This is a genomic window from Rhodopseudomonas sp., assembly GCF_048594845.1.
Lineage (GTDB): Bacteria > Pseudomonadota > Alphaproteobacteria > Rhizobiales > Xanthobacteraceae > Rhodopseudomonas.
This window is the reverse complement of sequence record NZ_JBMDXE010000339.1, coordinates 1-7,028: the sequence shown is the minus strand read 5'-3', so window position 1 is coordinate 7,028 and position 7,028 is coordinate 1. Positions and strand designations below refer to the sequence as shown.

Annotated in this window: 6 protein-coding genes; all 6 read left to right on the top strand. The window is 64.7% G+C overall.

Annotation, left to right across the window (positions count from 1 at the left end):
• A partial coding sequence (gene frc, locus ACOJTD_RS22820) for a formyl-CoA transferase (protein ID WP_420135132.1) occupies window positions 1-1,189 on the top strand: 1,189 nt, incomplete at its 5' end.
• Between the two features lie 176 nt (window positions 1,190-1,365).
• Window positions 1,366-2,655, top strand: a complete 1,290-nt coding sequence (gene oxlT, locus ACOJTD_RS22815; RefSeq protein ID WP_420135131.1) for an oxalate/formate MFS antiporter — start codon at window positions 1,366-1,368, stop codon at window positions 2,653-2,655.
• Between the two features lie 97 nt (window positions 2,656-2,752).
• A complete protein-coding gene (locus ACOJTD_RS22810) occupies window positions 2,753-3,727 on the top strand; it encodes a 2-dehydropantoate 2-reductase (RefSeq protein WP_420135130.1) in 975 nt (324 codons plus the stop codon).
• A 168-nt stretch (window positions 3,728-3,895) separates the two neighbouring features.
• The gene (locus tag ACOJTD_RS22805; RefSeq protein ID WP_420135129.1) at window positions 3,896-4,681 is read left to right on the top strand and encodes a fumarylacetoacetate hydrolase family protein; all 786 of its coding nucleotides are present in this window, start codon (window positions 3,896-3,898) and stop codon (window positions 4,679-4,681) included.
• A 259-nt stretch (window positions 4,682-4,940) separates the two neighbouring features.
• A complete protein-coding gene (locus ACOJTD_RS22800) occupies window positions 4,941-5,936 on the top strand; it encodes an NAD(P)H-dependent flavin oxidoreductase (protein ID WP_420135128.1) in 996 nt (331 codons plus the stop codon).
• A gap of 36 nt (window positions 5,937-5,972) precedes the next feature.
• The gene (locus ACOJTD_RS22795; protein ID WP_420135127.1) at window positions 5,973-6,941 is read left to right on the top strand and encodes a quinone oxidoreductase family protein; all 969 of its coding nucleotides are present in this window, start codon (window positions 5,973-5,975) and stop codon (window positions 6,939-6,941) included.
• The last annotated feature ends 87 nt before the right edge of the window (window positions 6,942-7,028 follow it).

Below are 7,028 nucleotides of genomic sequence, written 5' to 3'. Positions count from 1 at the left end.
CGCCGACGTGATCAAGGTCGAGCGCCCCGGCAGCGGCGACATCACCCGCGGTCAGCTGCAGGACATCCCGAAAGTGGACAGCCTGTATTTCACCATGCTGAACCACAACAAGCGGTCGATCACGCTCGACACCAAGAACCCGAAGGGCAAGGAAGTCCTCACCGCGCTGATCCGCACCTGCGACGTGCTGGTGGAGAATTTTGGCCCCGGCGTGCTCGACCGCATGGGCTTCACCTGGGAGAAGATCCAGGAGATCAACCCGCGGATGATCGTCGCCTCGATCAAGGGCTTCGGTCCCGGCCCGTATGAAGACTGCAAGGTGTACGAGAACGTCGCGCAGTGCACCGGCGGCGCGGCATCGACCACCGGTTTCCGCGAAGGCTTGCCGCTGGTCACCGGCGCGCAGATCGGCGACAGCGGCACCGGCCTGCATCTTGCGCTCGGCATCGTCACTGCGCTGTATCAGCGCCACCACACCGGCCGCGGCCAGCGCGTCACCGCCGCGATGCAGGACGGCGTGCTCAACCTGTCGCGCGTCAAGCTACGCGACCAGCAGCGCCTCGCCCATGGCCCGCTGAAGGAATACAGCCAAATCGGCGAAGGCATCCCGTTCGGCGAAGCCGTGCCGCGCGCCGGCAATGATTCCGGCGGCGGCCAGCCCGGCCGTATCCTGAAGTGCAAGGGCTGGGAAACCGACCCGAACGCCTACATCTATTTCATCACCCAGGCGCCGGTGTGGGAGAAGATCTGCGACGTGATCGGCGAGACCGGCTGGAAGACCCATCCGGACTACGCGACGCCGCCGGCCCGGCTGTCGCGGCTCAACGAGATATTCGCGCGCATCGAACAGTGGACGATGACCAAGACCAAGTTCGAGGCAATGGAAATCCTCAATCAGGACGACATCCCCTGCGGTCCTATCCTGTCGATGAAGGAACTCGCAGAGGATCAGTCGTTGCGCGCCACCGGGACCATCGTCGAGGTCGATCACCCGACCCGCGGCAAGTACCTGTCGGTCGGCAACCCGATCAAGCTGTCGGACTCGCCGACGCATGTGGAACGCTCGCCGTTGCTCGGCGAGCACACCGACGAGATCCTGCGCGAGGTGCTCGGCTTCAGCGAAGCCCACGTTGCCGAGATCCACGAGTCCGGCGCCACCACCCCGCCGCGCAAGCAGGCGGCCGAGTAGTCGCAGCTTCGCCGTGCTCGCAGCTGCGAGCACGGCACTCATTCCGATTGGGGGTCAACACTCGCGAACGTCAACACGTCCTGTCACTAATCTGTCCTTGCGCGCTGTCGTTAGTCCGATCACAATCACGCGCGTTGGTAACGGCTCCCGTCAGAGGCGCCGGCCTCGGAGGAAACATGACAGACACTGTGCATGCCGTAACGGCCGCGCAAACGCGGCGCGTGAGTGAGAGCTATCGCTGGACACAACTCGCCATCGGCGTCGGCGCCATGGTGATGATCGCCAACTATCAATACGGCTGGACGTTCTTCGTCCCCGATATTCAGAAGACTTTCGGCTGGGACCGCGCATCGATCCAATGGGCATTCACCCTCTTCGTGTTGTTCGAGACATGGCTGGTGCCGATCGAGGGCTGGTTCGTGGACAAATACGGTCCGCGGCCGGTGGTCCTGATTGGCGGCGTGCTGTGCGCGATCGGCTGGGTGATCAATGCCCATGCGACGACGCTATCGGGCTACTATCTGGGGATGATCGTGGCGGGCATCGGCGCCGGCGGCGTCTACGGCACCTGCGTCGGCAACGCGCTGAAGTGGTTTCCGGACAAGCGCGGCTTGGCGGCGGGCCTAACGGCGGCGGGGTTCGGCGCCGGCTCGGCGCTGACCGTGGCACCGATTCAGGCGATGATCCGGGATTCCGGCTTTCAGACCACCTTCATGTATTTCGGCCTCGGCCAAGGCATCGTGATCGTATTCCTGTCGCTGCTGCTGCTGGCGCCGAAACCGGGCCAGGTCCCCTCACCCGGCCGCAATGCCGCCGTGATCCAGACCCGGCGCGATTATCAGCCGACCGAAGTGTTGCGTCAGCCGATCTTCTGGCTGATGTACTTCATGTTCGTCATCGTCGGTGCCGGCGGGCTGATGATCACTGCCAACCTCAAGCCGATCGCCGCCGACTGGAAGATCGCCGATACGTCGGTCACGCTGATGGCCATGACCATGACGGCGGTCACCTTCGCGGCGACGTTCGACCGCATCCTCAACGGCCTGACGCGGCCATTCTTCGGCTGGGTCTCGGACAAGATCGGCCGCGAGAACACGATGTTCATCGCCTTCGGCCTCGAAGGCATCGGCATCTACGCGCTGTACATGTACGGCCACGATCCGGTGTGGTTTGTGCTGCTGTCGGGCCTCGTGTTCTTCGCCTGGGGCGAGATCTATTCGCTGTTCCCGTCGACCTGCACCGACACCTTCGGCAACAAATTCGCCACCACCAATGCGGGCCTCTTGTACACCGCGAAGGGCACGGCGGCGCTGCTGGTGCCGGCGGCCAATCTGCTGCAGCAATCAACGGGCAGTTGGGACGGCGTATTCCTGATAGCGGCCGGCGCCAACATTCTGGCGTCGCTGCTGGCGCTGCTGGTGCTGAAGCCGTGGCGACGTACGGTGGTGGCCAACAGCATGGCGTGACTCATCGCGGCGGCGGCCGTTTCGCCGCCGCCCACACTTCCTCCGGCGTGGCCGCTGCGGCCACGTCTTTGTTTGTCGTCAGTCTGATGGGAAATCGATGAAAGTCTGTATCTATGGCGCCGGCGCGATCGGCGGTTATCTCGGCGTTCAGCTCGCGCAGTCCGGCGCCGACGTCAGCCTGGTGGCGCGCGGCGCTCACCTCGCAGCAATGAAGGACAAGGGCCTCAAGCTGCTGATCGGCGACGAGCAGCGCGTCGTCAAGGTCAAGGCCACCGACACGCCGTCCGAACTCGGCGTGCAGGACTTCATCATCATCTGCCTTAAGGCGCATTCGATCACCGGCGCGATCGACGCGATGAAGCCGCTGCTCGGTTCGCATACCCGCATCGTCACCGCGGTCAATGGCGTGCCGTATTGGTACTTCTACAAACACGGCAATCAATTCGAAGGCCGCACGCTGGAGAGCATCGATCCGGGCGCCCGGCAGTGGAACGAACTCGGGCCGGAGCGCGGCATCGGCTGCATCGTCTATCCGGCGACCGAGCTGGAGGGCCCGGGCGTGATCCGCCACGTCTACGGCGACAAGTTCCCGGTCGGCGAAGCCTCCGGCGAGACCACCGCGGACGTGCAGAACCTGTCGAAGCTGCTCGAAGCTGCCGGCCTGAAGGCCCCGGTCCTCGATCGCATCCGCGATGAAATCTGGCTGAAGCTGTGGGGCAATGTCTGCTTCAATCCGATCAGCGCCCTCACCCACGCCACGCTCGACGTGATCGCATCCGATCCGGCAACCCGCGCGCTGTCGAAGGCGATGATGCTGGAAGCGCAGCAGATTGCCGAAACCTTCGGCGTCAAATTCCGCGTCGACGTCGAACGCCGCATCGAAGGCGCCCGCAAGGTGGGCGCGCACAAGACCTCGATGCTGCAGGACCTGGAACGCGGCCGGCCGATGGAGATCGATCCGCTCGTCACCGTGGTGCAGGAAATGGGCAAGATGACCGGCATCCCGACCCCGGCGATCGACGCCGTGCTCGGCCTGGTGATCCAGCGCGCCAAGGTAGCGGGGCTGTACTAATCGTTCGACCACCTCTCCTCGTCATGGCCGGGCTTGAGCCGGCCATCCACGGACACAAGCAGGGCATTGCTTGAACGCGTGGATGCCCCGGTCGAGCCCGGGCATGACGGGGAGAGCTTGGTAGGCGCTCCCGCAACTAACCAGTCTGAAAATTAGGAGACCTTCGCCGTGACCAAATGGGTTCGCTTCCGCGCCAACGGCGCGATCGGGTTCGGCACTATTTCGCACTCCGACATCACTGTGCACGACGGCGACATGTTCGGCGCGAATAAGCCGACCGGCCAGAAGCTGCAGCTCGGCGACGTCGAGCTACTGGCGCCGTGCGCGCCGGGCAAGATCATCGGGCTGTGGAATAATTTTCGCGCGCTCGCGGCGAAGCTCAATCAGTCGATTCCGCCGGAGCCCTTGTACTTCCTGAAAGCGACCACCAGCGTTGCATCGCACGGCGCGATCGTAGAACGCCCGGCTTCGTATGACGGCAAGGTCGTGTACGAAGGCGAGCTCGGCATCGTCATCGGCAAGCGCAGCACGAATATCTCGGAAGCCGAAGCCGCATCGCACATCTTCGGCTACACCTGCGTCAACGACATCACCGCGGCCGACATCCTCAACCGCGATCCGAGCTTCCCGCAATGGGCTCGCGCCAAGAGCTTCGACGGCTTCGGCCCGTTCGGCCCGGCGATCGCCACTGGCCTCAATCCGGCCACGCTGTCGATCCGCACCATCCTCAACGGCGCCGAGCGACAGAATTATCCGGTGGCCGACATGATCTTCCAGCCGCACAAGCTGGTCAGCCTGCTGTCGCAGGACATGACGCTGGAGGCCGGCGACCTGATCTGCTGCGGCACTTCGGTCGGCGTCGGTGTGATGAAGGAAGCCAGCAACAGTGTCACCATCGCCATCGAAGGCATCGGCGAACTGCACAACGAATTCCGTCAGGCGGTGAAAGGCTGAGGCTGACTCGCGCCTCGACGCGGCGTCTCCTCCGCCCCAAGCACGTCATTCCGGGGCGCGCGCAGCGCGAACCCGGAATCCAGACGTTGTTTGCCCCTCGAGATTCCGGGTTCGCTCGCAAGAGCGAGCGCTCCGGACTGACTCGGGGATAAACTGCGCGCGCCCCGCATTGGACATTTGCCGCCCGCTTCGGCATCCTGCGCCGGCACCATAACAGCAACAGGCGCGTCAGGCGCCGCGAACGTCCGAGGATCCCATCATGATCAAGACCCGTTTCACCGAAGCCTTCGGCGTCGAGCATCCGATCGTGCAAGGCGGCATGCAATGGGTCGGCCGCGCCGAGCTGGTGGCGGCGGTCGCCAACGCCGGCGCGCTCGGCATGATCACCGCGCTGACGCAGCCGAAGCCGGAAGATCTCACCAAGGAAATCGCGCGCTGCCGCGACCTCACCGACAAGCCGTTCGGCGTCAATCTCACCATCCTGCCCGCGATCAAGCCGCCGCCGTACGCCGAGTATCGCCAGGCGATCATCGAGGCCGGCGTGAAGGTCGTCGAGACTGCCGGCAACAAGCCGCAGGAACACGTCGATGAATTCAAGAAGGCCGGCGTCAAGGTGCTGCACAAATGCACCAGCGTCCGCCACGCGCTCTCGGCGGAGCGGATGGGTGTCGACGGCATCTCGATCGACGGCTTCGAATGCGCCGGTCATCCGGGCGAGGACGACACCCCCGGCCTGATCCTGATTCCGGCTGCCGCCGACAAAATCAAAGTGCCGATGATTGCCTCGGGCGGCTTCGCCGATGCGCGCGGTCTGGTTGCAGCGCTGGCGCTTGGCGCCGACGGCATCAACATGGGCACACGCTTCATGTGCACCAAGGAAAGCCCGATCCATCAGGCCGTGAAGGAAAAGATCGTCGCCAACGACGAGCGCTCGACCGACCTGATCTTCCGCACGCTGCGTAACACGTCGCGCGTCGCCAGGAACGCGGTAAGCCAGCAGGTGATCGCGCTGGAGAAGCAGGGCGCGACGTTCGAACAGGTCAAGGAACTTGTCGCCGGCGCGCGCGGCAAGATGGTCTACGTCAACGGCGACACCGACGAGGGCGTGTGGTCGGCCGGCCAGGTGCAGGGCCTGATCCATGACATCCCGAGCTGCGCCGAACTCGTCTCCCGCATCATTCATGACGCCGAAGCGATCATTCGCGCCCGGCTGGAATCGATGCTATCGGGTGGCGCGCGGCAGGCGGCGGAGTAGCCGCGCCGCAACCAGCGACCGCACGGGAAGCAGCAGATGAAGGCCTATGTCTACGGCGCCGACGGCGCCGCCATCACCGACGTCGCCAAACCCGTGCCGACCGGACCGCAGGTGCTGATCCGCGTCCGCGCCTGCGGCCTCAACCGTGCCGATCTCGGCATGACCAAGGGCGCCGCCCACGGCGCCGCCGGCGGTGTCGGCACGGTGCTGGGGATGGAATGGGCCGGCGAGATCGAAGCGCTCGGTGACGAGGCCACTGGCTGCCAGGTCGGGGATCGGGTGATGGGCTCCGGCGCCGCTGCGTTCGGCGAATACACCCTCGCCGATCACGGCCGGCTGTTCCCAATCCCGAACGACATGGGCTTCGAGCAGGCCGCCACCCTGCCCGTCGCCTTGACCACGATGCACAATGCGCTGATTGCGGTCGGCAAGCTGCGCGCAGGCCAGAGCGTGCTGATCCAGGGGGCCAGCTCCGGCGTCGGCCTGATGGCGCTGCAGATCGCCAAGCTCAAGGGCGCGCGGCTGGTGATCGGCTCGTCCACGGACAAAGGCCGCCGCGATCGGCTGCATGAATTCGGCGCCGATCTGGCGATCGACTCGTCGTCACCCGGTTGGGTCGATCAGGTGCTCGCCGCAACCGGCGGCGCCGGCGTCGATCTGATCATCGACCAGATTTCCGGCTCCGTCGCCAATCAGAACCTCGCCGCAACGCGCGTGCTCGGCCGCATCGTCAATGTCGGTCGGCTCGGCGGCACGCACGCCGACTTCAACTTCGACCTGCACGCCGCGCGGCGCATCGACTATGTCGGCGTCACGTTCCGGTCACGCAGCATCGAAGAGATCCGCGAGATCTTCCGTCAGGTGCGCGGCGATATCTGGACGGCGATCGAATCCCGCAAGCTGAAGTTGCCGCTCGACCGCGTCTTCCCGTTCGCGGAGGTCGGTCAAGCCTTCGCGCATATGGAAGCCAACCGGCATCTCGGCAAAATTGTCGTGTCGCTTTGACAGTTCCGCGCAACGCCGTCTTGGACGTTTGAACTAAGACTAATTCGCAATTGCACTCCTCGCGCAATTGCGAGCGCGTTTTGCCTG

What these genes read in the sequence shown, in the direction of transcription:
- oxlT (WP_420135131.1), top strand. Translation starts at nt 1,366, where the DNA reads ATGACAGACACTGTGCATGCCGTAACGGCCGCGCAAACGCGGCGCGTG.
- ACOJTD_RS22810 (WP_420135130.1), top strand. Translation starts at nt 2,753, where the DNA reads ATGAAAGTCTGTATCTATGGCGCCGGCGCGATCGGCGGTTATCTCGGC.
- ACOJTD_RS22800 (WP_420135128.1), top strand. Translation starts at nt 4,941, where the DNA reads ATGATCAAGACCCGTTTCACCGAAGCCTTCGGCGTCGAGCATCCGATC.
- ACOJTD_RS22795 (WP_420135127.1), top strand. Translation starts at nt 5,973, where the DNA reads ATGAAGGCCTATGTCTACGGCGCCGACGGCGCCGCCATCACCGACGTC.